Raw genomic sequence first — 22,406 nt, forward strand, 5'->3', positions numbered from 1 at the left:
CATGAAGGCGCCGCTCTTTACCCTCGGTCAGTTGGCCGAGCGCCTGGGCGCTACCCTGCGTGGCGCCGAAGGCAAGCCGATCAGTGGCCTGGCGACCTTGCAGGAAGCCGGCCCGGATCAGCTGAGCTTTCTGGCCAATCCGCAATACCGCAAGTACCTGGCTGACTGCCAGGCCGGCGCCGTGCTGCTGACCGCAGCCGACGCCGAGGGGTTCGCCGGCGACGCCCTGATCGTCGCCAATCCCTACCTGGCCTACGCCGAGATCTCCCATCTGTTCGACCGCAAGCCGCAGCGGCTCGCCGGCGTGCATCCGACCGCATCGATTGCCGCGGACGCGCAGATCGACGCCAGCGCCAGCATCGGCGCCTACGTGGTGGTCGAAAGCGGTGCGCAGATCGGCGCCGGCGTGACCCTGGGCGCGCACTGCGTGGTCGGCGCGCGTTCGGTCATCGGTGAGGGCGGTTGGCTGGCGCCACGGGTGACCCTGTATCACGACGTGCGCATCGGCAAGCGGGTGGTGATCCAGTCGGGCGCGGTGATCGGCGGCGAGGGCTTCGGCTTCGCCAACGAGAAGGGTGTCTGGCAGAAGATCGCGCAGATCGGCGGGGTGCTGATCGGCGATGATGTCGAGATCGGCGCCAATACCACCATCGACCGCGGCGCGCTGGCCGACACCCTGATCGGCAACGGCGTCAAGCTGGATAACCAGATCATGATCGCGCACAACGTGCAGATCGGCGACAACACGGCCATGGCCGGCTGTGCGGGCATTTCCGGCAGCACCAAGATCGGCAAGAACTGCATGATCGCCGGCGGCGTGGGCATGGTGGGGCATATCGAGGTCTGCGACGGGGTGTTTGTCACCGGCATGACCATGGTCACCCGCTCTATCACCGAACCTGGCTCCTATTCCTCCGGTACGGCCATGCAGCCGGCCGGGGAATGGAGGAAGAGTGCGGCACGCATTCGTCAGTTGGACGAGATGGCACGGCGTCTGAAAGAACTGGAAAAACAGTTGGCGGCCGTGACCTCGGGCGGCAATGCCTCATCTGATGCCTGAGCCCGGCGGACGCCGGCTCCCCTCTTTTTACTACAGGCTTCTCTGGACATGATGGACATCAACGAAATTCGCGAATACCTGCCGCATCGCTATCCCTTCCTGCTGGTGGACCGGGTCGCCGAGCTGGATGTTGAAGGCAAGTGCATTCGTGCCTATAAGAATGTCAGCATCAATGAGCCGTTCTTCAACGGGCATTTTCCCGAGCATCCGATCATGCCTGGTGTGTTGATCATCGAAGCCATGGCCCAGGCCGCCGGTATCCTGGGTTTCAAGATGATGGGGGCCAGGCCTTCCGATGGTACGCTGTACTACTTCGTCGGCTCGGACAAGCTGCGCTTCCGCCAGCCCGTGGTGCCCGGTGACCAGCTGATGCTCGAGGCCAAGTTCCTCAGCACCAAGCGCGGCATCTGGAAGTTCGAGTGCCAGGCCACCGTCGATGGCAAGGAAGTCTGCTCGGCCGAGATCATCTGTGCGGAACGCAAACTATGAGTTTGATTGACCCTCGCGCCATCATCGACCCCAGCGCCAAGCTGGCGGACGACGTGGTCGTCGGTCCCTGGTCGATTGTCGGCGCCGATGTGGAAATCGGCGCGGGCACGGTGATCGGCCCGCATGTGGTGCTCAAGGGGCCGACCCGGATCGGCGAGCACAATCGCATCTTCCAGTTTTCCTCGATCGGTGAAGACACGCCCGACCTCAAGTACAAGGGCGAACCCACGCGCCTGGTGATTGGCGACCACAACGTGATTCGCGAAGGGGTCAGCATCCACCGTGGCACGGTGCAGGATCGCAGCGAAACCACCATCGGCGATCACAACCTGATCATGGCCTACGCGCATATCGGCCACGACAGTGTCATTGCCAACCATTGCATTCTGGTGAACAACACCGCCCTGGCCGGGCACGTCCATGTCGGCGACTGGGCGATTCTCTCCGGCTACACCCTGGTGCATCAGTATTGCCATATCGGCGCGCACAGCTTCTCCGGTATGGGCACGGCCATCGGCAAGGATGTGCCGGCCTATGTCACGGTCTTCGGCAACCCCGCCGAGGCACGCAGCATGAACTTCGAAGGCATGCGCCGTCGCGGTTTCAGCACCGAGGCCATCGCCGCGCTGCGCCGCGCCTACAAGACCGTGTATCGCCAGGGGTTGACGGTCGAGCAGGCGCTGGCCGAGCTGGCCGAGCCTTCGGCGCAGTTCCCCGAGGTCGCGCTGTTTCGCGACTCGATCCAGGCCTCGAAACGCGGCATCACCCGTTAATCCATGGCTCAGGTATTGCGCGTCGCACTGGTGGCTGGCGAAGCCTCGGGTGACATTCTCGGTGCCGGCCTGATGCAGGCGCTCAAGGCGCGGCATCCTCGGGTCGAGTTCATCGGCATCGGTGGGCCACGGATGGAAGCCGAGGGGCTGAAGTCCTACTTCCCCATGGAGCGCCTGGCGGTGATGGGGCTGGTCGAGGTGCTCGGCCGCCTGCCGGAGTTGCTGGCGCGCCGCCGACGCCTGCTGCGTGATCTGATTGCCGCCAGGCCGGACGTGTTCATCGGCATCGATGCCCCGGACTTCAACCTCGATCTCGAGCTCAAGCTGCGTCGCGCCGGGATCAAGACCGTGCACTATGTCAGCCCCTCGGTCTGGGCCTGGCGGCAGAAGCGGGTATTGAAGATCCGTCAGGGCTGCGACCTGATGCTGACCCTGTTCCCCTTCGAGGCGCAGTTCTACGACGCTCAGCAGGTGCCGGTGCGTTTCGTCGGTCACCCCCTGGCCGATGCCATCCCCCTGGACGCCGATCGTGCAGCGGCGCGCCTGGCCCTCGACCTTCCCGTCGATGGTCCGGTGGTGGCCCTGCTGCCGGGCAGCCGGGGCGGCGAGGTGGCGCGCCTGGGCGCTCTGTTCCTCGATGCCGCCTCGCGCCTGCGGGCTCTGCGTCCCGGTATCCGCTTCGTGCTGCCCAGCGCCAGTCCCGAGCGGCGTGCCCAGCTCGAGCAGATGCTGGTAGGCAGGGACCTGCCTCTGACCCTGCTCGACGGCCGTTCCCACGAGGCGTTGGCCGCCTGCGACGCGGTGCTGATCGCCTCCGGTACCGCGACCCTGGAGGCGCTGCTGTACAAGCGGCCGATGGTGGTGGCCTACCGGGTCGCGCCGTTGACCTACCGGATACTCAAGCGCCTGGTGAAGAGCCCCTATATCTCATTGCCCAATCTGCTCGCCGAGCGCCTCTTGGTGCCCGAGCTGATCCAGGACGCAGCCACCCCCGAGGCCCTGGCCCAGCACGTGGCGCCGCTGCTGGAAGACGGCGAGGTGCAGACCGAAAGCTTCGACCTGATCCATCGCGCGCTGCGCCGTGACGCCTCGGCCCAGGCCGCCGATGCCGTGCTCAAGCTGGTCGGACGCGCCTGATGCAGCTGGGGCTGGATTTCACCCAGGTGCAGGAGCTGGTCGCCGGCGTCGACGAGGTCGGCCGTGGCCCGTTGTGCGGCGCGGTGGTCACCGCGGCGGTGATTCTCGACCCGCTGCGGCCGATAGTCGGCCTGAACGATTCGAAGAAGCTCACTGAGGCGCGCCGCGAACGGCTGTTCGAGGAGATTCAGGAAAAAGCCTTGGCCTGGTGCATCGCCCGTGCCGAGGTCGAGGAGATCGATCGGCTGAACATCCTGCAGGCCACCATGCTGGCCATGCAGCGCGCGGTCGAGGGGTTGAGCGTCACGCCCAGGCTGGCGCTGATCGACGGCAACCGCTGCCCGCACCTGCAGGTGCCCAGCGCCGCCGTGGTCAAGGGCGACAGCCAGGTGCCGGCGATCGCCGCCGCGTCGATCCTGGCCAAGGTCAGTCGTGATCGCGAGATGCAGCAACTCGACCTGCAGTACCCCGGCTACGGCATCGCCGGGCACAAGGGCTACCCCACCCCGACCCACCTGGAGGCCCTGCGCCGTCTGGGGCCGACGCCGATACATCGGTGCTCCTTCGCCCCGGTTCGCGCGCTGCTGGAGCCCTGAGGGCGTCCACGTGCCAGTCGTGGGCCCGGCGCCTGCGGTCAGCTGAGCCGGGTTGCGCGTCTCTGGTCTTTATCCCCGAGCCCGGTACAATCCGGGCCTTGTCGTTTTCGTGTTCTGCATAGGCTTGCCATGACCGTTTCCTTCGTCCACCTGCGTCTGCATTCCGAGTACTCCCTGGTCGACGGCCTGGTGCGGGTCAAGCCGCTGATCAAGGCCACCGCGGGCGCCGGAATGCCGGCGGTGGCGATTACCGACATGAGCAACATGTGCGCCCTGGTTAAGTTCTACAAGGCGGCCATGGGCGCCGGGATCAAGCCGATCTGCGGCGCCGACATCTGGCTGGCCAGTCCCGACGAGGACGGCCCCCTGAGCCGCATGACCCTGCTGGCGATGAACGCCAAGGGGTATCGCAACCTCACCGAGCTGATCTCGCGCGGCTGGATGGAGGGGCAGAGCAACGACCTGGTGATCATCCAGCGCGACTGGGTCAAGGCCGCCTCCGAGGGCCTTATCGCCCTGTCCGGGGCGAAGGAGGGCGAGGTCGGGCATGCCCTGCTCGAGGGCGATCAGGCTGAGGCCGAGGCGCGGCTGCGCGAGTGGCTGGAGGTCTTTCCCGGGCGCTTCTACCTGGAGGTGCAGCGCACCAACCGGGTCAACGACGAGGAACACCTGCACGCCGCCGTCGCCCTGGGCGAGCGGCTCGGTGCGCCCCTGGTGGCGACCAACGACGTGCGCTTCATCAAGCAGGAAGACTTCGCCGCCCACGAGACCCGCGTGTGCATCGGCGAAGGCCGCTCCCTGGACGATCCGCGGCGCCTGCGTACCTATTCGGACCAGCAGTACCTGAAGACCCCGGAAGAGATGTGGGAGCTGTTCAGCGACCTGCCCGAAGCGTTGGAAAACTCGGTGGAGATCGCCAAGCGCTGCAACATCGAGGTCCAGCTCGGCACCTACTTCCTGCCGAACTTCCCGATCCCCGATGGCATGACCATGGACGAGTACTTCCGCAAGGTCTCCTTCGATGGCCTGGAAGAGCGTTTGGCCGTGCTGCTGCCGCCGGACACGCCGGACTACGAGGCGAAGAAGCAGGTCTATGTCGATCGCCTGAACTTCGAGCTGGACATCATCATCCAGATGGGTTTCCCCGGTTACTTCCTCATCGTTATGGACTTCATCCAGTGGGCGAAGAACAACGGCGTGCCGGTAGGTCCTGGGCGGGGGTCGGGCGCTGGCTCGCTGGTGGCCTACGTGCAGAAGATCACCGACCTCGATCCGCTGGCCTACGACCTGCTGTTCGAGCGCTTCCTCAACCCCGAGCGGGTGTCGATGCCCGACTTCGACGTCGACTTCTGCATGGACGGCCGCGACCGGGTGATCGACTACGTCGCCGAGAAATACGGGCGCAACGCGGTGAGCCAGATCATCACCTTCGGCTCCATGGCGGCCAAGGCGGTGGTCCGCGACGTGGCCCGGGCCCAGGGCAAGTCCTACGGCCTGGCCGATCGCCTGTCGAAGATGATTCCCTTCGAGGTCGGCATGACCCTGGAGAAGGCCTACGAGCAGGAGGAGGCGCTGCGTGACTTCCTCAAGGTCGATGAGGAAGCCGCGGAAATCTGGGAGATGTCGCTCAAGCTCGAGGGCATCACCCGCGGTACCGGCAAGCACGCCGGTGGTGTGGTGATCGCGCCGACCAAGCTCACCGACTTCTCGCCGATCGCCTGTGATGAAGAGGGCGGCGGCCTGGTGACCCAGTTCGACAAGGACGACGTCGAGGCCGCCGGCCTGGTCAAGTTCGACTTCCTCGGCCTGCGTACCCTGACCATCATCAAGTGGGCGATGGAGACCATCAACCGCGAGCAGGCCAAGAAGGGCCTGGAGCCGCTGAACATCGACTTCATCCCGCTGGATGACAAGCCGACCTTCCAGATGCTGCAGAAGGCCGAGACCACCGCGGTGTTCCAGCTCGAATCGCGCGGCATGAAGGAGCTGATCAAGAAGCTCAAGCCCGACTGCCTGGAAGACCTCATCGCCCTGGTGGCGCTGTTCCGCCCCGGCCCGCTGCAGTCGGGCATGGTGGACGACTTCATCAACCGCAAGCACGGCCGCGCCGAGCTGGCCTACCCGCACCCGGACTACCAGTACGAAGGCCTCAAGCCGGTGCTGGCACCGACCTACGGCATCATCCTGTACCAGGAACAGGTGATGCAGATCGCCCAGGTCATGGCCGGCTACACCCTCGGCGGCGCCGACATGCTGCGCCGTGCCATGGGCAAGAAGAAGCCCGAGGAGATGGCCAAGCAGCGCGGCGGCTTCATCGAGGGCTGCGCCAACAACGGCATCGACGCCGACCTGGCGGGCAACATCTTCGACCTGGTGGAAAAGTTCGCCGGCTACGGCTTCAACAAATCGCACTCGGCCGCCTACGGCCTGGTCTCCTACCAGACCGCCTGGCTCAAGGCCCATCACCCGGCGCCGTTCATGGCCGCGGTGCTCTCGGCGGATATGCACAACACCGACAAGGTGGTGACCCTGATCGAGGAGTGCCGCAGCATGAAGCTGCGCCTCGACGCGCCGGACGTGAACACCTCGGACTTCAAGTTTACGGTCAATGAGGACGGCCGTATCGTCTACGGCCTGGGCGCCATCAAGGGCGTCGGCGAGGGACCGGTGGAGGCCATCGTCGAGTCGCGTCGCGACGGCCCGTTCAAGGATCTGTTCGATTTCTGTTCGCGGGTCGACCTCAAGCGCATCAACAAGCGCACCCTCGAGGCGCTGATCCGCAGCGGCGCGCTGGATCGCCTGGGTCCGCATTTCCATGACGAGATCAAGGCCTACCACGCCAACATCGATCGCAACCGCGCGGTGCTGCTGGCGGCCATGGAGGAGGCGGTGCAGGCCGCCGAGCAGACCGCGCGCAGCCACGACAGCGGCCACATGGACCTGTTCGGCGGGGTCTTCGCCGATGCCGAGACCGATGTCTACGCCAACCATCTCAAGGCCCGCGAGCTGACCCTCAAGGAGCGCCTGAAGGGCGAGAAGGAAACCCTCGGCCTGTACCTGACCGGTCACCCGATCGACGAGTACGAAGGCGAGGTGCGCCGATTCGCCCGCCAGCGCATCGTCGACCTCAAGCCGGCCCGTGACAGTCAGACGGTGGCCGGGCTGATCGTCGCCCTGCGGGTGATGAAGAACAAGAAGGGCGACAAGATGGGCTTCATCACCCTCGACGACCGCTCCGGACGGATCGAGGCCTCGCTGTTCGCCGACGCCTTCGCCGGCGCCCAGGCGCTGCTGCAGACCGACGCCCTGGTGGTGGTCGAGGGCGAGGTGAGCAACGACGACTTCTCCGGCGGCCTGCGCCTGCGTGCCAAGCGGGTGATGAGCCTGGAGGAGGCGCGCACCGGCCTGGCCGAAAGCCTGCGCCTGAAGGTCGCCAGCGCGACCCTCAAGGGCGATCGCCTGCGCTGGCTGGCCGAGCTGTGCAGCCGTCATCGCGGCGCCTGCCCGATCACCCTCGATTACACTGGCGAGGAGGCCAAGGCGCTGCTGCAGTTCGGCGAAAGCTGGCGAATCGACCCGGCCGACAGCCTGATTCAGGCATTGCGTGACCAGTTCGGGCGAGACAACGTCTTCCTGCACTACCGCTGATAGACGAGGCCGCGCCTCGCCAGTTGGCCCGACACACTATTGGGTGTCGACCTCGATGCGCCTGATCCCTTAAGGTAGGGCGCGAAACGGATACAGCTCCCCGGCCGCTTGGCCGTCGACGCAAGACGGATGACTATGAACCCGAACTTTCTCGATTTCGAACAGCCGATCGCCGACCTGCAAGCCAAGATCGAAGAGCTTCGCTTGGTGGGTAACGACAACGCGTTGAACATCAACGAAGAGATCGCCCGCCTGCAGGACAAGAGCAGCGCCCTGACCGAAAGCATTTTCGGCAACCTGACCAGCTGGCAGATCGCCCAGCTCGCCCGTCATCCGCGCCGCCCCTATACCCTCGACTATCTGCAGCACATCTTCACCGAGTTCGATGAACTGCACGGCGATCGGCACTTCTCCGATGATGCCGCGATCGTCGGTGGCGTGGCGCGTCTGGACGGCGAGCCGGTGATGGTCATCGGTCACCAGAAGGGCCGCGACGTACGCGAGAAGGTGCGGCGCAACTTCGGCATGCCGCGTCCGGAAGGCTACCGCAAGGCCTGCCGCCTGATGGAGATGGCCGAGCGCTTCAAGATGCCTATCCTCACCTTCATCGACACCCCGGGCGCCTATCCGGGTATCGACGCCGAAGAGCGCGGGCAGAGCGAGGCCATCGCCTGGAACCTGCGCGTGATGGCGCGGCTGAAGACCCCGATCATCGCCACCGTGATCGGTGAAGGCGGTTCCGGCGGCGCCCTGGCGATCGGCGTGTGCGACCGCCTGAACATGCTGCAGTACTCGACCTACTCGGTGATTTCCCCGGAAGGTTGCGCCTCGATCCTGTGGAAAACCGCGGAGAAAGCGCCGGATGCCGCCGAGGCCATGGGCATCACCGCCGAGCGCCTTAAGGGCCTGGGCATCGTCGACAAGGTCATCGCCGAGCCCCTGGGCGGCGCCCACAGCGATCCGGTCGCAGCGGCCGAATCGATCCGCCAGGAGCTGAAGGCCCAGCTGGCGACCCTGAAGAAGCTCGATACCGCCGAGCTGCTGGCCCGTCGCTATGAGCGCCTGATGAGCTACGGCGTCGCCTAAATGAGTCTGCACGCCAAGGTGCTGGGGAATCTGGCTCCTTGGCGTGCTGCGCCGGCTTGGCGCGTGGCCTTTTCCGGTGGCCTGGACTCCACCGTGCTGCTCCATCTGCTGGCCGAGCTCGCGCAAAGCGAGGCCCTTCCGCCACTTTCCGCCATCCATATCCATCACGGCCTGCAGACTGCGGCCGAGTCCTGGCCGGCACATTGTCGGCGGGTGTGCGATCGGCTGGGGATTGCCTTGCAGGTCCACTCGGTCGAGGTGAAGCCAGGCGCCAGCCTCGAGCGCGCGGCGCGCGAGGCGCGTTATGCCGCCTTTGCCGCGGCGCTGGGGGGCGGCGAGGTGTTGCTGAGCGCCCAGCATCGCGATGATCAGGCCGAAACCTTGCTCTTTCGCCTGCTGCGCGGTGCCGGCACACGCGGTCTGGGAGGCATGCCACAAAGCCGCCCGCTGGGGAGGGGGCAGTTGCTGCGCCCGCTGCTGCACTGTTCGCGCGCCGAGCTGGAGGCCTACGCCGCCGAGCAGAGCCTGTCCTGGGTCGAGGACCCGTCCAACGCCGATGGACGCTTTTCGCGCAACTACCTGCGACATCGGGTGATGCCGGTGCTGGCGGCGCGCTGGCCCCAGGCGGCCGCCAACATGGCGCGCAGTGCCGCGCTGCTGGGGGAGTCGGCGCAGCTGCTCGACGAGCTGGCGCAACTGGACCTGGCGCCGGCGTTGGCGCCCAGTCCATTGACCTGGCTGCCATTGCCGAGCCTGGCCCTGGCCCCGTTGCGCACCCTGAGCCCGGCGCGCCAGCGCAACGTGCTGCGCTACTGGCTGCGCGAGCGGACGCCGATGCCGGATTTCGAGCACTGGGCCGGCTGGGACGCGCTGCTCTCGGCGGCCGGCGACGCGGCGCCGATCTGGCGCCTGGCGAGCGGCGAGCTGCGTCGTGCCGACGAGCGGCTGTGGTGGCTTTCCGCTGACTGGCTGAGAGCGCCAGCACCGCCTCCTGTCGTGCCGCAGATCAATCAAGCGCTGGCGCTGCCGGGTAATGGCTGTGTGCGTATCGATGGCAGCCTGGGCGGCGCAGGCCAGTGGCGCCTGGCCTATCGCCAGGGGGGCGAGGTGATGAATCTGCCTGGTCGCGGCCATCGAGATCTCAAGCGCCTGCTCAATGAGCGCCAGGTGCCGGCCTTCGTCCGTTCGCGCCTGCCGCTGCTGCTGTGCGACGGCGAGGTGCGGGCGGTGGCCAATCTGCCCGGACTGGACGGACCGCTCGACGGCCAGTGGCGGCTCAGTTGGCAGCCGCCATCCTGCGATCCGGGTTTGAGCTGATAAGGCCTTTCCGGTAGACTACGCTCCCGTCTTATCAGAGCTTTTGCTGACTCCCTTTCCTCGCGAAAACCGGAGTTGGTGATGGCTTGCCAATTGCGGCAATTCCGTGATTGGAGCTTCGGCTTTCCTTCGCTTTCCCCGGCGGCGCTGACCGCTTAAACGCAGACTTCTAGGGTTTTTCATGACGCGCTACATCTTCGTCACGGGTGGTGTTGTTTCTTCTTTGGGGAAAGGCATTGCCTCGGCTTCATTGGCGGCCATCCTGGAGGCGCGGGGCCTGAAGGTCACGATGCTCAAGCTGGACCCCTATATCAACGTCGATCCGGGCACCATGAGCCCGTTCCAGCACGGCGAGGTGTTCGTCACCCACGACGGCGCCGAGACCGACCTCGACCTGGGCCACTACGAGCGGTTCATCCGCACCACCATGACCCAGAACAACAACTTCACCACCGGCCGCGTCTACGAAGACGTGCTGCGCAAGGAGCGCCGTGGTGATTACCTGGGCGCCACCATTCAGGTCATTCCGCACATCACCGACGAGATCAAGCGCCGCATCATCAAGGGCGCCGGCGATGCCGACGTGGCCATGGTCGAGATCGGCGGTACGGTCGGCGACATCGAGTCGCAGCCGTTCCTCGAGGCCATCCGCCAGCTGCGCGTGGAGGTGGGCGCCAAGCGCGCCATGCTGATGCACCTGACCCTGGTGCCGTACATCGCCACTGCCGGCGAGACCAAGACCAAGCCGACCCAGCATTCGGTGAAGGAGCTGCGCTCCATCGGCCTGCAGCCGGACGTGCTGGTGTGCCGCTCCGATCATCCGGTCGATGTTTCTTCGCGGCGCAAGATCGCCCTGTTCACCAACGTCGAAGAGCGTGCGGTGATCAGCCTGGAAGACGTCGACACCATCTACAAGATCCCGTCGGTGCTGCATGCCCAGGGCCTGGATGACTTCGTCGTCGAGCGTTTCGGTCTGGACTGCGGCGGTGCCGACCTGTCCGAGTGGGACCGCGTGGTCGACGCCAAGCTCAACCCCGAGCGTGAAGTGAACATCGCCATGGTCGGCAAGTACATGGAGCTGCTGGATGCCTACAAGTCGCTGATCGAGGCGATGAGCCATGCCGGCATCCAGAACCGCACCAAGGTCAACCTGCGCTATATCGACTCCGAAGACATCGAGAACCAGGGCACCTCGCTGCTGGAAGGCGCCGATGCCATCCTGGTCCCGGGTGGCTTCGGCCTGCGTGGCGTGGAAGGCAAGATCAAGACCGTGCAGTTTGCCCGTGAGAACAAGATTCCCTACCTCGGCATCTGCCTCGGCATGCAGGTCGCGGTGATCGAGTTCGCCCGCAACGTGCTGGGCTGGCAGGACGCCAACTCCACTGAGTTCGACAGCGGCAGCGGTCATCCGGTGGTCGGCCTGATCACCGAGTGGCAGGACGCCACCGGCGCCACCGAGCAGCGCACCGAAGCCTCCGACCTCGGCGGCACCATGCGCCTGGGCGCCCAGGATTGCCAGCTGGAAAGCGGCTCCCAGGTGCGTGAGTGCTACGGCCAGGATGTGATCGTCGAGCGCCATCGTCATCGCTATGAGGTCAACAACAACCTGCTGCCGCAGCTGATCGAGGCGGGCCTCAAGGTCACCGGGCGCTCCGGCGACGGCGCGCTGGTGGAAGTGGTCGAGGCGCCGGATCACCCGTGGTTCGTCGCCTGCCAGTTCCACCCCGAGTTCACCTCGACGCCGCGTGACGGCCACCCGCTGTTCAGTGGCTTCGTCAATGCCGCGCTGGCGCAGCAAGCAAAGAAGGCCTGAGGATATGACGCAGAAGACTATTCGCGTCGGCGCGATCGAGATCGCCAACGACAAGCCCATGGTGCTGTTCGGCGGCATCAACGTCCTCGAGTCGCGTGATCTGGCCATGCAGGCCTGCGAGGAATACGTGCGGGTCACCGAGAAACTCGGTATTCCCTACGTGTTCAAGGCCAGCTTCGACAAGGCCAACCGTTCTTCGGTGGCCTCGTTCCGTGGCCCGGGCCTGGACGAGGGGCTGAAGATCTTCGAAGAAGTGAAGAAGACCTTCGGCGTGCCGGTGATCACCGACGTGCACGAGCCCCATCAGGCGCAGCCGGTCGCCGAGATCTGCGACATCATCCAGCTGCCGGCCTTCCTCTCGCGGCAGACCGACCTGGTGGTGGCCATGGCCAAGACCGGCGCGGTGGTCAACATAAAGAAAGCCCAGTTCCTCGCGCCCCAGGAGATGAAGCACATCCTGGCCAAGTGCGTGGAAGCCGGCAACGACCAGCTGATCCTCTGCGAGCGCGGCACCTCGTTCGGCTACAACAACCTAGTGGTGGACATGCTCGGCTTCGGCATCATGAAGCAGTTCGACTATCCGGTGTTCTTCGATGTCACCCATGCCTTGCAGATGCCCGGCGGCCGCGCCGACTCCGCCGCAGGGCGGCGTGGCCAGGTCACCGACCTGGCCAAGGCGGGCATGAGCCAGGGCCTGGCCGGCCTGTTCCTCGAGGCCCATCCGGATCCGGACAACGCCAAGTGCGACGGCCCCTGCGCGTTGCGCCTGGACAAGCTGGAGCCGTTCCTCACCCAGCTCAAGCAGCTGGATGATCTGGTCAAGAGCTTCGCGCCGATCGAGACTGCCTGACGCGGTGGTTTCCCGCTAAGTCGCTAGTTGTATACAGTTTTGTTTGTTAGCCGGTACAATTTTCTCGTCTGTCCATTTGGCAACGGGCAATGGCTGTCCAGTCCGGCGCTACCCTTTCGTCAACTTTTGGAGTGCTCAACGCAATGGCAAAGATCGTCGACATCAAAGGCCGTGAGGTTCTCGACTCCCGTGGCAACCCGACCGTGGAAGCCGATGTGATCCTCGAGGGCGGCATCATCGGCAGCGCCTGTGCGCCGTCCGGTGCCTCCACCGGTTCGCGCGAAGCGCTGGAGCTGCGTGATGGCGACAAGAGCCGTTACCTGGGCAAGGGCGTGCTCAAGGCCGTGGCCAATATCAACGGTCCGATCCGTGACCTGCTGCTTGGCAAAGATGCTGTTGACCAGCAGGCCCTGGACCGCGCGATGATCGAGCTCGACGGTACCGAGAACAAGGCCAGCCTGGGCGCCAACGCCATCCTCGCCGTGTCCCTGGCCGCTGCCAAGGCTGCCGCCCAGGCCAAGGGCGTGCCGCTGTACGCGCACATCGCCGACCTCAACGGTACGCCGGGCCAGTACTCCATGCCGGTGCCGATGATGAACATCATCAACGGCGGTGAGCACGCCGATAACAACGTCGATATCCAGGAGTTCATGGTTCAGCCGGTCGGCGCCAAGACCTTCTCCGACGCCCTGCGCATGGGCACCGAGATCTTCCATCACCTCAAGGCCGTGCTCAAGGCGCGTGGCCTGAGCACCTCGGTGGGCGACGAGGGCGGCTTCGCGCCGAACCTGGCCTCCAACGAGGACGCCCTGGCGGCCATCGCCGAAGCCGTGGCCAATGCCGGCTACAAGCTGGGCGACGACGTCACCCTGGCCCTGGACTGCGCTTCCAGCGAGTTCTACAAGAACGGCCAGTATGACCTGGCCGGCGAAGGCAAGGTGTTCGACGCCGCCGGTTTCGCCGACTACCTGGCCGGCCTGTCCCAGCGTTACCCGATCATCTCCATCGAAGACGGCATGGACGAGTCCGACTGGGCCGGCTGGAAGGTGCTGACCGACAAGATCGGCGCCAAGGTGCAGCTGGTCGGCGACGACCTGTTTGTCACCAACACCAAGATCCTCAAGCGCGGTATCGACGAGTCCATCGCCAACTCGATCCTGATCAAGTTCAACCAGATCGGCTCGCTGACCGAGACCCTCGAAGCCATCCAGATGGCCAAGGCCGCTGGCTACACCGCGGTGATCTCGCACCGCTCCGGTGAGACCGAAGACAGCACCATCGCGGATCTCGCCGTGGGCACCGCCGCCGGGCAGATCAAGACCGGCTCGCTGTGCCGCTCCGATCGCGTGTCCAAGTACAACCAGCTGCTGCGCATCGAAGAGCAGCTGGCGGGCAAGGCGGTCTATCGTGGTCGCGCCGAGTTCCGTGGTTGAACTCAGTCGTGGTAAAAGAGGGGCGGCGCGAGTCGCCCCTTTTTCGTTCGGATACCTTTTCCTCTATGCGTAGCCCCTATTGGTTGTGGCTGGTACTGGTCCTGCTGCTCGCCGGCTTGCAGTACCGCCTGTGGGTCGGTGATGGCAGCCTGGCCCAGGTCGCCGACCTGAAGCAGCAGATCGCCGATCAGCAAGGCGAGAACCAGCGCCTGCTGGAGCGCAACCGCATCCTCGAGGCCGAGGTGCTGGAGCTGAAGAAAGGCATGGAAACCGTCGAGGAGCGCGCCCGCCACGAGTTGGGCATGGTCAAAGAGGGTGAGACCCTCTTTCAGCTGACCGAATGACTGCTTTCAGCCCGCCGCCCTTCTGGGCGCTGATTCCGGCTGCCGGGGTTGGCAGCCGGATGCGCGCCGACCGCCCCAAGCAGTATCTGGAGCTGGCCGGTCGGACCATTCTCGAACACACCCTGGCCTGCTTTCTCGATCATCCGCAGCTGCGTGGGCTGGTGGTCAGCCTGGCCAGTGACGATCCCTACTGGCCGACCCTGGCGTGCGCCGCCGATGCGCGCATTCAGCGCGCCGACGGTGGCCGCGAGCGTGCCGACTCGGTGCTGGGCGGCCTGCGCCGTCTGGCCGAGCTGGGTGCCCAGGAGCAGGATTGGGTGCTGGTGCACGACGCCGCGCGGCCCAACCTGTCGCGCGGCGATCTCGATCGCCTGCTCGGCGAACTGGCCGATGATCCGGTCGGCGGCCTGCTGGCGGTGCCGGCGCGCGACACCCTCAAGCGCGCCGGTGCCGATGGCCGGGTGCAGGAAACCGTCGATCGTGCGCCGATCTGGCAGGCCTACACCCCGCAGATGTTCCGTCTCGGCCAGTTGCACCGGGCCCTGGCCGACGCCCTGGTGTCCGGCGTGGCGATCACCGACGAGGCGTCGGCCATCGAGTGGGCCGGTTGCGCACCGCGGCTGATCGAGGGGCGGGCCGACAATCTCAAGGTCACTCGTCCGGAAGACCTGCAGAGCCTGGCGCTGCTCTGGCGTAAAGCCTAAGCGCCGCTCCCTCCGCTCCTTCCGCTCGCCGATCAGGCGTTCGCGCGGTATTCGTGGCGTTGCGCCAGGCCTTCCTTGAGGTAGTCCACCAGTTGCCGCACCTTGGGCGACAGGTGGCGCTGTTGCGGATAGAGCGCCCAGACCGCGGTGTTCGGCGGCTGCTGGTTGCCCAGCAAGGACACCAGGGCGCCGCTGCGCAGGTGCTCCAGCACGTAGTAGTCCGGCAGCTGGCACAGCCCCAGTCCACGCAGGGCCGCCTCCAGCACCGCCTGACCGCTGTTGCAGCGCCAGTTGCCCTGGACCCGCTGGGCCGACTCGCGGCCGTTGAGCTGGAAGGTCCAGGTATCCGAGCTGCCGATCAGGCAGTTGTGCCGACTCAGCTCGGACAGGCTGTGCGGGCGGCCGTAGCGCTGCAGGTAGGCCGGCGCCGCGCACAGGTACATCTGCCGCGGCGCCAGGCGCGTGGCCACCAGGCGCGAGTCCTGCAGGCGGCCGAGGCGAATGGCCAGATCGAGTCCTTCCTGGACCATGTCCAGGGTGCGGTTGCTCAGCTCGATCTCGACCCGCAACTGGGGGTGCCTGCTCATGAAGTCGGTCACCAGTGGCACGATGAAGCGCTCGCCGTAGGCCACCGCGCAGGTCATGCGCAACAAGCCCTTGGGTTCGCTGCCGAGATCGCCGACCGCGCGCAGCGCCTCTTCGCGGGCGTCCTGCAGGCGCTGGCAGTGCTGCAGGAAGGTCTGGCCGGCCTCGGTCAGTGCCACCCGGCGGGTACTGCGGTAGAACAGGCGGGTCTGCAGCCGGTCTTCCAGGCGAGCGATCTGCCGGCTGACCTGTGAAGAAGACAGGCCCAGGCGTTCGGCGGCAGCGGTGAACTGGCCGCATTCGGCCACGGCGACGAACTCATCCAGGCCTTCCCAGCGGCTCATCGTGGCGCTCCTAGGGTGGTGGGGTGGCCACAGATTCTAAGCTGGCAGGCCTGCGATTGTCCCTGGCTGGCAATAATGTTTTGCATGTTGGCTGATTATTGATGATTGGTGGCTGATCTATACTTTCCGCCACTTTTGCACCCATCGGAGAGCGAACATGATCAAGTCCCGTGCTGCCGTGGCCTTTGCCGCCAACCAACCCCTGCAGATCGTCGAAGTGGACGTCGCGCCGCCCCAGGCCGGCGAAGTGCTGGTGCGCATCGTCGCCACCGGCGTGTGCCACACCGACGCCTACACCCTGTCTGGTCAGGATTCCGAAGGCGTATTCCCCTGCATCCTCGGTCACGAGGGCGGTGGCGTGGTCGAGGCAGTCGGCGAAGGGGTGACCTCAGTCAAGGTGGGCGATCACGTGATCCCGCTGTACACCGCCGAGTGCGGCCAGTGCAAGTTCTGCAAGTCCAACAAGACCAATCTGTGCAGCTCGGTCCGGGCCACCCAGGGCAAGGGCCTGATGCCGGACGGCACCACGCGCTTCTCCTACCAGGGCCAGCCGGTCTACCACTACATGGGCTGCTCGACCTTCTCCGAGTACACCGTGCTGCCGGAAGTCTCCGTTGCCGTGATCCCGAAGGAAGCGCCGCTGGACAAGGTCTGCCTGCTGGGCTGCGGCGTCACCACCGGCATCGGTGCGGTGCTCAACACCGCCAAGGTGGAAGAGGGCGCTACCGTGGCGATCTTCGGTCTGGGCGGTATCGGCCTGGCGGCGATCATCGGTGCGAAGATGGCCAAGGCTTCGCGCATCATCGGTATCGACATCAACCCGGCCAAGGAAGCCGTGGCCCGTGAGCTGGGTATAACCGACTTCGTCAATCCCAAGGACCATGCCAAGCCGATCCAGGAAGTCATCGTCGAAATGACCGACGGTGGTGTCGACTACAGCTTCGAGTGCATCGGCAATGTGCAGCTGATGCGTGCGGCGCTGGAGTGCTGCCACAAGGGCTGGGGCGAGTCGACCATCATCGGCGTGGCGCCGGCGGGTGCCGAGATCAGCACCCGTCCGTTCCAGCTGGTCACCGGTCGCGTCTGGCGCGGTAGCGCCTTCGGTGGCGTCAAGGGCCGCACCGAGCTGCCGGGTTATGTCGAGAAGTCGCAGAAGGGCGAAATCCCGCTGGACACCTTCATCACCCACAATATGCCGCTGGACGACATCAATCAGGCCTTCGAACTGATGCACGAAGGCAAGAGCATCCGCACCGTCATTCATTTCTGACGTGAAGTCGCGCGGCCGTCTGGCCGCTTGGATTACTCGTAGGGTGCGCCGTGCGCACCGCAACCCATAGGTGCGCACGGCGCACCCTAAGGATCTGAGGGGATTGTCATGACCTTGGAAAATATTTCCTGTCAGAAGAGTTTTGGCGGCTGGCACAAGCGTTACCGTCACCGCTCCAGCACCTTGAATTGCGACATGGTGTTCGCCGTCTACCTGCCGCCGCAGGCCGAGCAGGGCGCCAGGCTGCCGGTGCTGTACTGGTTGAGCGGCCTGACCTGCACCGACGAGAACTTCATGCAGAAAGCCGGCGCCCAGCGCTTGGCCGCGGAGCTGGGGTTGATCATCGTGGCGCCGGACACCAGTCCGCGTGGCGACGACGTGCCCGGCGACCCGGATGGCGCCTGGGACTTCGGCAAGGGCGCCGGCTTCTACCTCAACGCCACCCAGGAGCCCTGGGCCCGTCACTACCGCATGCACGACTACGTGGTGCAGGAGTTGCCGGCGTTGATCGAGGCCAACTTCCCTGTCTCGGACAAGCGTGGCATCAGCGGTCATTCCATGGGCGGCCATGGCGCGCTGGTCTGCGCTCTGCGCAACCCCGGGCGCTACCAGTCGCTGTCGGCCTTCTCGCCGATCACCAATCCGATGAACTGCCCCTGGGGCGAGAAGGCGTTCACCCGCTTCCTCGGTGAAGATCGCTCGCGCTGGCGCGAGTGGGATGCCTGCGCGCTGATCGCCGAGGCCTCGGAGCGCTTGCCGATCCTGGTCGACCAGGGCGACCGCGACGACTTCCTCGCCAATCAGCTCAAGCCCGAGGCCCTGCAAGGCGCCGCCCAGGCAGTCGGGCATCCGCTGACTCTGCGCCTGCAGCCGGGCTACGACCACAGCTATTACTTCATCGCCAGTTTCATCGATGACCATCTGCGTCATCATGCGCAGGCGCTGCAGAGCTGAAAGACTCCCAGTCGTCGAGAGTCCTGTAGAATCACGCCCTGAATTTTCAGGGCGTTGTTCTTTATGCGTATTGGTCACGGCTACGATGTGCACCGCTTCGGCGAGGGCGATCACGTCACCCTCGGTGGCGTGCGGATTCCCCACGGGTTCGGGTTGATCGCCCACTCCGACGGCGACGTGCTGCTGCATGCGCTCAGCGATGCGTTGCTCGGCGCGGCGGCCCTCGGCGATATCGGCCGGCATTTCCCTGACACCGACCCGCGCTTCAAGGGCGCCGACAGCCGGGCGCTGCTGCGCCACGTGCTCGGCCTGATCCAGGCCAAGGGCTGGCGGGTCGGCAATGTCGACGCCACCATCGTCGCCCAGGCGCCGAAGATGGCCCCGCATATTCCGGCCATGCGCGAGCGGATCGCCGCAGACCTGCAGGTCGATCTGGACCAGGTAAACGTCAAGGCCACCACCACCGAGAAGCTCGGCTTCACCGGTCGCGAGGAAGGCATCGCGGTGCATGCCGTGGCGCTGTTGGTCGGCCTATGACCGAGCTCGAACTGCTGGGCCCGCGCGCCCATGGCCCGGCCTGCGGCAGCGCAGTGCTCAAGGCCAGCGCGGAAGACTTCCAGGTCGACGAGGTACTGGATATCCCGCTGGCCGGCGAGGGCGAGCACCTCTGGCTATGGGTGGAGAAGCGCGGGCTGAATACCGAGGAGGCGGCCAAGCGCATCGCCCGCGCCGCCGGGGTGCCGCTGCGGATGATCAGCTATGCCGGGCTCAAGGATCGCCAGGCCCTGACCCGGCAGTGGTTCAGCCTGCACCTGCCGGGCAAGCTCGATCCTGATCTGAGCGCGGCGCAAGACGCCAGCCTGAGTGTCCTCAAGCAGGTGCGGCATAGCCGCAAGCTGCAGCGCGGTGCGCATGCCGCCAATGGTTTTACCCTGCGCCTGACCCAGCTCGAGGCTGACATCGCAGCCCTGGATGGACGCCTGCAGCAGATCGCGGCCCAGGGCATCCCGAACTACTACGGCTTGCAGCGTTTCGGCCATGAGGGCGGGAATCTGGCCCATGCCCGGCACTTTGCCGCAGGCAGCAGCTTGCCCGAGAAGCGCAATGTACGCTCGCGGGTGCTCTCGGCGGCGCGCAGCTATTTGTTCAATCGTGCCCTTGCCGAGCGTGTCGCCGCCGGCACCTGGAACCGAGCGCAGGTCGGCGATCTGCTGGCCTTCACCGACAGTCGCAGCTTCTTCATGGCCGGCGCGGCCGAGTGCGACGACCCGCGTCTGGCGCTGCTCGACCTGCACCCGACCGGGCCGCTGTGGGGCGCCGGTCAGTCCTCCGCCGAGGGCGCCACCCAGGAACTGGAGCAGCGCCTGGCACAAAGCGACAGCGAGCTGGTCGACTGGCTGGCAGAAGCGGGCCTGCAGCACGAACGGCGCATCCTGCGCCTCCCCATCGGCGGTTTGACGTGGCATTATCCGGAGCCTGACATTCTGCAACTGGAATTCGTCCTGCCGGCTGGATGCTTCGCCACTGTCTTGGTGCGCGAACTCGTCGATCTACTGCCGGCAGGGCAGACGGATAACCCATGCGTATTCTGATTTCTAACGACGACGGCGTGGCGGCGCCGGGCCTCGCCGCGCTGCATGCTGCGCTGCTCGACTATGCCGATTGCACGGTGATCGCGCCCGACCAGGACCGCAGTGGCGCCAGCAGCTCGCTGACCCTGGACCGGCCGCTGCACCCGCAAACCCTGGCCAACGGCTTCATCAGCCTCAACGGCACGCCCACCGACTGCGTGCACCTGGGGCTCAACGGCCTGCTCCCGGAGCTGGCCGATCTGGTGGTCTCGGGCATCAACCTCGGCGCCAACCTGGGCGACGACGTGCTCTATTCGGGTACCGTGGCCGCCGCCCTGGAGGGGCGTTTCCTGGTGCGTCCGGCGTTCGCCTTCTCCCTGCTGTCGCGGGCGCCGGACAACCTGCCGACCGCGGCCTATTTCGCCCGCAAGCTGGTGGCCGCCCATGAGCGCCTCGACCTGCCGCCGCGCACCGTGCTCAACGTCAATGTTCCCAACTTGCCACTGGATCAGGTGCGCGGGATCCAGTTGACGCGCCTTGGCCATCGGGCCCGTGCCGCGGCGCCGGTCAAGGTGGTCAATCCGCGTGGCAAGGAGGGCTACTGGATTTCCGCGGCCGGCGCCGCCGAGGACGGTGGCCCGGGAACGGATTTCCATGCGGTGGCCCAGGGCTACGTGTCGGTGACACCGCTGCAGCTGGACCGCACCTTTAGGGAAGGCTTCAACGGCCTGCAACCTTGGCTGGAGAGCTTGCTCTGATGAATCGGGACCAGGACGAACTGCAGCGCCGGGGCATCGGCATGACCTCGCAGCGCACCCGCGAGCGACTGATCCAGCGTCTGTACGAAGAGGGCTTGTCCAACGCCCATGTGCTCGAGGCCATCCGCCGTACGCCGCGCCATCTGTTCGTCGATGAGGCCCTGGCGCACCGTGCCTACGAGGACACCGCGCTGCCGATCGGCAGCAATCAGACCATCTCCCAGCCCTATATGGTCGCGCGGATGAGCGAGCTGCTGCTGGCGGCCGGGCCGTTGGACAAGGTGCTGGAGATCGGCACCGGCTCCGGTTACCAGACCGCGATCCTGGCCCAGCTGGTCGAGCGGGTGTTCACCGTCGAGCGCATTCAGGGTTTGCAGGACCGGGCCAAGGAACGTCTTAGCGAGCTGAACCTGCGCAATGTGGTGTTCCGCTGGGGCGATGGTTGGGAGGGCTGGTCGGCGCTGGCGCCGTACAACGGCATCATCGTCACTGCGGCTGCCACCGAGGTGCCCCAGGCCCTGCTCGACCAGCTGGCTCCGGGCGGGCGCCTGGTGATCCCGGTTGGCGCCGGCGATGTGCAACAACTGCTGCTGATCGTTCGCGAGGAACACGGCTTTGCCAGGCATGTGCTGGATGCCGTGCGCTTCGTGCCTCTGCTCAATGGGCCGCTGGCCTGACCTCACGCTTAACCGGATGGATCCATGAAGAAACAATTCCTGCTCTATGCCAAGGGCATCGCCATGGGCGCGGCCGATGTGGTGCCCGGCGTGTCCGGCGGCACCGTGGCCTTTATCAGTGGCATCTATGACGAGTTGCTGCGCTCGCTCGCCAGCGTGCCGGCGGCCTTGGGCATGCTCCTGCGCGGGCGTATCGTGGCGGCCTGGCAGGCGGCCAACGCGACCTTCCTGCTGGTACTGCTGGCCGGCATCCTCACCAGCGTGCTCAGCCTGGCGCGGTTGATCAGCTACCTGCTGGTGGCTCAGCCCATCGCGGTCTGGTCGTTCTTCTTCGGCCTGATCCTGGTTTCCGCGCACATAGTGGCGCGGGAGATCCAACGCTGGAATTGGTCTCGCGGGCTTAGCTTCGTCCTGGGGATGGGCTTTGCCTACTGGATCACCGTGGCCGCGCCGGTGCAGTGGGGGCATGATCCGCTGAGCCTGTTCCTCGCCGGTGCCATCGCCATCTGCGCGATGATCCTGCCGGGGATATCCGGTAGCTTCATTCTGGTCCTGCTGGGGCTCTACCCCTTCGTCCTCGGCGCGGTCAAAAGCCTGGATGTCGGTGTGTTGGCCTTGTTCGCCAGCGGTTGCCTGGTGGGCATCGTCAGCTTCGCCAGCCTTCTGCGTTGGCTGCTGGTGCGCTGGCGCGACCTGAGCCTGGCCTTCCTCACCGGCTTGATGCTCGGCTCGCTGAACAAGATCTGGCCCTGGAAGGAGACCCTGACCTGGCGGACCGACCGTCACGGCGAGCAGGTGCCGCTGCTGCAGGCCAACCTGTTGCCCGGGCGGTTTGCCGAGATCAGCGGCCAGGATCCGCAGCTGCTGCTGGCCATCCTCCTGGCCCTGTCCGGGGTGCTGCTGGTGCTCGGCCTGGAATGGCTGGCCGGCCGCTTGCAGCAAAACACTGGTTGCCGCAATTAATTGCGGCACAATACGCGCCTACCAACCCATGCCG

The 22,406-nt window shown here is 65.8% G+C and carries 21 protein-coding genes; 20 read left to right on the forward strand and 1 reads right to left on the reverse strand.

Annotated elements, in window-relative coordinates; all coding sequences use genetic code 11:
* Position 1: 1 nt before the first annotated feature.
* From lpxD to ispD, 13 genes are all read left to right on the forward strand, one after another.
* Positions 2-1,060 carry a UDP-3-O-(3-hydroxymyristoyl)glucosamine N-acyltransferase gene (gene lpxD / locus LPB260_RS26120; protein WP_208708799.1) on the forward strand — a complete coding sequence of 353 codons (1,059 nt, stop codon included), beginning with the start codon at positions 2-4 and terminating at the stop codon, positions 1,058-1,060.
* A gap of 48 nt (positions 1,061-1,108) precedes the next feature.
* Positions 1,109-1,549, forward strand: coding sequence for a 3-hydroxyacyl-ACP dehydratase FabZ (fabZ, locus tag LPB260_RS26125; protein ID WP_208708800.1), 441 nt, complete (start codon positions 1,109-1,111; stop codon positions 1,547-1,549).
* Positions 1,546-2,322: an acyl-ACP--UDP-N-acetylglucosamine O-acyltransferase gene (gene lpxA, locus LPB260_RS26130; protein ID WP_208708801.1), complete on the forward strand. Its 777-nt coding sequence runs from the start codon at positions 1,546-1,548 to the stop codon at positions 2,320-2,322. Before fabZ ends, lpxA begins: the two co-directional genes overlap by 4 nt.
* A 3-nt stretch (positions 2,323-2,325) precedes the next feature.
* Positions 2,326-3,459 carry a lipid-A-disaccharide synthase gene (gene lpxB / locus LPB260_RS26135; protein WP_208708802.1) on the forward strand — a complete coding sequence of 378 codons (1,134 nt, stop codon included), beginning with the start codon at positions 2,326-2,328 and terminating at the stop codon, positions 3,457-3,459.
* The gene (rnhB, locus tag LPB260_RS26140) at positions 3,459-4,055 is read left to right on the forward strand and encodes a ribonuclease HII (RefSeq protein WP_208708803.1); all 597 of its coding nucleotides are present in this window, start codon (positions 3,459-3,461) and stop codon (positions 4,053-4,055) included. Before lpxB ends, rnhB begins: the two co-directional genes overlap by 1 nt.
* 129 nt (positions 4,056-4,184) lie before the next feature.
* The gene (dnaE, locus tag LPB260_RS26145) at positions 4,185-7,703 is read left to right on the forward strand and encodes a DNA polymerase III subunit alpha (RefSeq protein WP_208708804.1); all 3,519 of its coding nucleotides are present in this window, start codon (positions 4,185-4,187) and stop codon (positions 7,701-7,703) included.
* A gap of 135 nt (positions 7,704-7,838) precedes the next feature.
* Positions 7,839-8,789, forward strand: a complete 951-nt coding sequence (gene accA, locus LPB260_RS26150) for an acetyl-CoA carboxylase carboxyl transferase subunit alpha (protein ID WP_208708805.1) — start codon at positions 7,839-7,841, stop codon at positions 8,787-8,789.
* Entirely contained in the window at positions 8,790-10,106 is a 1,317-nt protein-coding gene (tilS, locus tag LPB260_RS26155; protein WP_208708806.1) for a tRNA lysidine(34) synthetase TilS, read from the forward strand. It begins immediately after the preceding gene.
* A gap of 181 nt (positions 10,107-10,287) precedes the next feature.
* Positions 10,288-11,919 (forward strand): CTP synthase, encoded by a 1,632-nt coding sequence (locus tag LPB260_RS26160; RefSeq protein ID WP_208708807.1) that lies wholly within the window; start codon positions 10,288-10,290, stop codon positions 11,917-11,919.
* Between the two features lie 4 nt (positions 11,920-11,923).
* Positions 11,924-12,769 carry a 3-deoxy-8-phosphooctulonate synthase gene (kdsA, locus tag LPB260_RS26165; protein WP_208708808.1) on the forward strand — a complete coding sequence of 282 codons (846 nt, stop codon included), beginning with the start codon at positions 11,924-11,926 and terminating at the stop codon, positions 12,767-12,769.
* Positions 12,770-12,912: 143 nt separating this feature from the next.
* Positions 12,913-14,202, forward strand: coding sequence for a phosphopyruvate hydratase (gene eno, locus LPB260_RS26170; protein ID WP_208708809.1), 1,290 nt, complete (start codon positions 12,913-12,915; stop codon positions 14,200-14,202).
* Between the two features lie 65 nt (positions 14,203-14,267).
* On the forward strand, positions 14,268-14,546 hold the full coding sequence (gene ftsB / locus LPB260_RS26175; RefSeq protein ID WP_208708810.1) for a cell division protein FtsB: 279 nt from the start codon (positions 14,268-14,270) through the stop codon (positions 14,544-14,546).
* Entirely contained in the window at positions 14,543-15,250 is a 708-nt protein-coding gene (gene ispD, locus LPB260_RS26180) for a 2-C-methyl-D-erythritol 4-phosphate cytidylyltransferase (RefSeq protein ID WP_208708811.1), read from the forward strand. The genes ftsB and ispD overlap by 4 nt, the downstream gene beginning before the upstream one ends.
* A 32-nt stretch (positions 15,251-15,282) precedes the next feature.
* Here ispD and LPB260_RS26185 read toward each other — a convergent pair whose 3' ends face one another.
* On the reverse strand, positions 15,283-16,179 hold the full coding sequence (locus LPB260_RS26185) for a LysR substrate-binding domain-containing protein (protein ID WP_208708812.1): 897 nt from the start codon (positions 16,177-16,179) through the stop codon (positions 15,283-15,285).
* A 157-nt stretch (positions 16,180-16,336) separates the two neighbouring features.
* Between LPB260_RS26185 and LPB260_RS26190 the strand changes: the two genes are divergently transcribed.
* The 7 genes from LPB260_RS26190 (at position 16,337) to LPB260_RS26220 (ending at position 22,372) form a co-directional block, all read left to right on the forward strand.
* On the forward strand, positions 16,337-17,449 hold the full coding sequence (locus LPB260_RS26190) for an S-(hydroxymethyl)glutathione dehydrogenase/class III alcohol dehydrogenase (protein WP_208708813.1): 1,113 nt from the start codon (positions 16,337-16,339) through the stop codon (positions 17,447-17,449).
* Positions 17,450-17,557: 108 nt separating this feature from the next.
* Entirely contained in the window at positions 17,558-18,403 is an 846-nt protein-coding gene (fghA, locus tag LPB260_RS26195) for an S-formylglutathione hydrolase (protein WP_371926138.1), read from the forward strand.
* Positions 18,404-18,466: 63 nt separating this feature from the next.
* Positions 18,467-18,940 (forward strand): 2-C-methyl-D-erythritol 2,4-cyclodiphosphate synthase, encoded by a 474-nt coding sequence (gene ispF / locus LPB260_RS26200; protein WP_208708814.1) that lies wholly within the window; start codon positions 18,467-18,469, stop codon positions 18,938-18,940.
* Positions 18,937-19,995: a tRNA pseudouridine(13) synthase TruD gene (gene truD, locus LPB260_RS26205; protein WP_208708815.1), complete on the forward strand. Its 1,059-nt coding sequence runs from the start codon at positions 18,937-18,939 to the stop codon at positions 19,993-19,995. Before ispF ends, truD begins: the two co-directional genes overlap by 4 nt.
* Positions 19,983-20,732: a 5'/3'-nucleotidase SurE gene (gene surE / locus LPB260_RS26210; protein ID WP_208708816.1), complete on the forward strand. Its 750-nt coding sequence runs from the start codon at positions 19,983-19,985 to the stop codon at positions 20,730-20,732. Before truD ends, surE begins: the two co-directional genes overlap by 13 nt.
* A 41-nt stretch (positions 20,733-20,773) precedes the next feature.
* The gene (locus LPB260_RS26215) at positions 20,774-21,409 is read left to right on the forward strand and encodes a protein-L-isoaspartate(D-aspartate) O-methyltransferase (protein WP_208710171.1); all 636 of its coding nucleotides are present in this window, start codon (positions 20,774-20,776) and stop codon (positions 21,407-21,409) included.
* A 24-nt stretch (positions 21,410-21,433) separates the two neighbouring features.
* On the forward strand, positions 21,434-22,372 hold the full coding sequence (locus LPB260_RS26220; RefSeq protein WP_208708817.1) for a DUF368 domain-containing protein: 939 nt from the start codon (positions 21,434-21,436) through the stop codon (positions 22,370-22,372).
* The last annotated feature ends 34 nt before the right edge of the window (positions 22,373-22,406 follow it).

The organism is Pseudomonas sp. LPB0260 (assembly GCF_013388395.1).

Bases quoted from the DNA above. Each gene is read 5' to 3' on its own strand.
- kdsA (WP_208708808.1), top strand. From the start codon at position 11,924: ATGACGCAGAAGACTATTCGCGTCGGCGCGATCGAGATCGCCAACGAC.
- LPB260_RS26220 (WP_208708817.1), top strand. From the start codon at position 21,434: ATGAAGAAACAATTCCTGCTCTATGCCAAGGGCATCGCCATGGGCGCG.
- fabZ (WP_208708800.1), top strand. From the start codon at position 1,109: ATGATGGACATCAACGAAATTCGCGAATACCTGCCGCATCGCTATCCC.
- accA (WP_208708805.1), top strand. From the start codon at position 7,839: ATGAACCCGAACTTTCTCGATTTCGAACAGCCGATCGCCGACCTGCAA.
- ispF (WP_208708814.1), top strand. From the start codon at position 18,467: ATGCGTATTGGTCACGGCTACGATGTGCACCGCTTCGGCGAGGGCGAT.
- ispD (WP_208708811.1), top strand. From the start codon at position 14,543: ATGACTGCTTTCAGCCCGCCGCCCTTCTGGGCGCTGATTCCGGCTGCC.
- LPB260_RS26160 (WP_208708807.1), top strand. From the start codon at position 10,288: ATGACGCGCTACATCTTCGTCACGGGTGGTGTTGTTTCTTCTTTGGGG.
- truD (WP_208708815.1), top strand. From the start codon at position 18,937: ATGACCGAGCTCGAACTGCTGGGCCCGCGCGCCCATGGCCCGGCCTGC.
- rnhB (WP_208708803.1), top strand. From the start codon at position 3,459: ATGCAGCTGGGGCTGGATTTCACCCAGGTGCAGGAGCTGGTCGCCGGC.
- LPB260_RS26190 (WP_208708813.1), top strand. From the start codon at position 16,337: ATGATCAAGTCCCGTGCTGCCGTGGCCTTTGCCGCCAACCAACCCCTG.
- surE (WP_208708816.1), top strand. From the start codon at position 19,983: ATGCGTATTCTGATTTCTAACGACGACGGCGTGGCGGCGCCGGGCCTC.
- fghA (WP_371926138.1), top strand. From the start codon at position 17,558: ATGACCTTGGAAAATATTTCCTGTCAGAAGAGTTTTGGCGGCTGGCAC.
- LPB260_RS26215 (WP_208710171.1), top strand. From the start codon at position 20,774: ATGACCTCGCAGCGCACCCGCGAGCGACTGATCCAGCGTCTGTACGAA.
- lpxB (WP_208708802.1), top strand. From the start codon at position 2,326: ATGGCTCAGGTATTGCGCGTCGCACTGGTGGCTGGCGAAGCCTCGGGT.
- lpxA (WP_208708801.1), top strand. From the start codon at position 1,546: ATGAGTTTGATTGACCCTCGCGCCATCATCGACCCCAGCGCCAAGCTG.
- LPB260_RS26185 (WP_208708812.1), bottom strand. From the start codon at position 16,179: ATGAGCCGCTGGGAAGGCCTGGATGAGTTCGTCGCCGTGGCCGAATGC.
- ftsB (WP_208708810.1), top strand. From the start codon at position 14,268: ATGCGTAGCCCCTATTGGTTGTGGCTGGTACTGGTCCTGCTGCTCGCC.
- dnaE (WP_208708804.1), top strand. From the start codon at position 4,185: ATGACCGTTTCCTTCGTCCACCTGCGTCTGCATTCCGAGTACTCCCTG.
- lpxD (WP_208708799.1), top strand. From the start codon at position 2: ATGAAGGCGCCGCTCTTTACCCTCGGTCAGTTGGCCGAGCGCCTGGGC.
- tilS (WP_208708806.1), top strand. From the start codon at position 8,790: ATGAGTCTGCACGCCAAGGTGCTGGGGAATCTGGCTCCTTGGCGTGCT.
- eno (WP_208708809.1), top strand. From the start codon at position 12,913: ATGGCAAAGATCGTCGACATCAAAGGCCGTGAGGTTCTCGACTCCCGT.